Genomic DNA, 606 nt, shown 5'->3' on the forward strand with positions numbered 1-606 from the left:
CGAAATTGCACTACGAGTAAAGATGCTCGTTACGCGCAGCAGGACGGAAAGACCCCGAGACCTTTACTATAGTTTGGTATTGGTGTTCGGTGCGGCTTGTGTAGGATAGGTGGGAGACTGTGAACCCCGCACGCCAGTGTGGGGGGAGTCATCGTTGAAATACCACTCTGGCCGCTTCGGATGTCTAACTTCGACCCGTGATCCGGGTCAGGGACAGTGCCTGATGGGTAGTTTAACTGGGGCGGTTGCCTCCTAAAGAGTAACGGAGGCGCCCAAAGGTTCCCTCAGCCTGGTTGGCAATCAGGTGTCGAGTGTAAGTGCACAAGGGAGCTTGACTGTGAGAGAGACATCTCGAGCAGGGACGAAAGTCGGGACTAGTGATCCGGCGGCACCTCGTGGAAGGGCCGTCGCTCAACGGATAAAAGGTACCTCGGGGATAACAGGCTGATCTTGCCCAAGAGTCCATATCGACGGCATGGTTTGGCACCTCGATGTCGGCTCGTCGCATCCTGGGGCTGGAGTAGGTCCCAAGGGTTGGGCTGTTCGCCCATTAAAGCGGTACGCGAGCTGGGTTTAGAACGTCGTGAGACAGTTCGGTCCCTATCC

Annotated in this window: 1 rRNA gene; it reads left to right on the forward strand. The window is 56.4% G+C overall.

The features are described 5' to 3' along the window. Positions 1-606, forward strand: a 23S ribosomal RNA gene (locus BKD30_RS15415); the annotation flags it as partial.

This window comes from Tersicoccus phoenicis, from assembly GCF_001968835.1.
Taxonomy (GTDB): Bacteria; Actinomycetota; Actinomycetes; order Actinomycetales; family Micrococcaceae; genus Tersicoccus; species Tersicoccus phoenicis.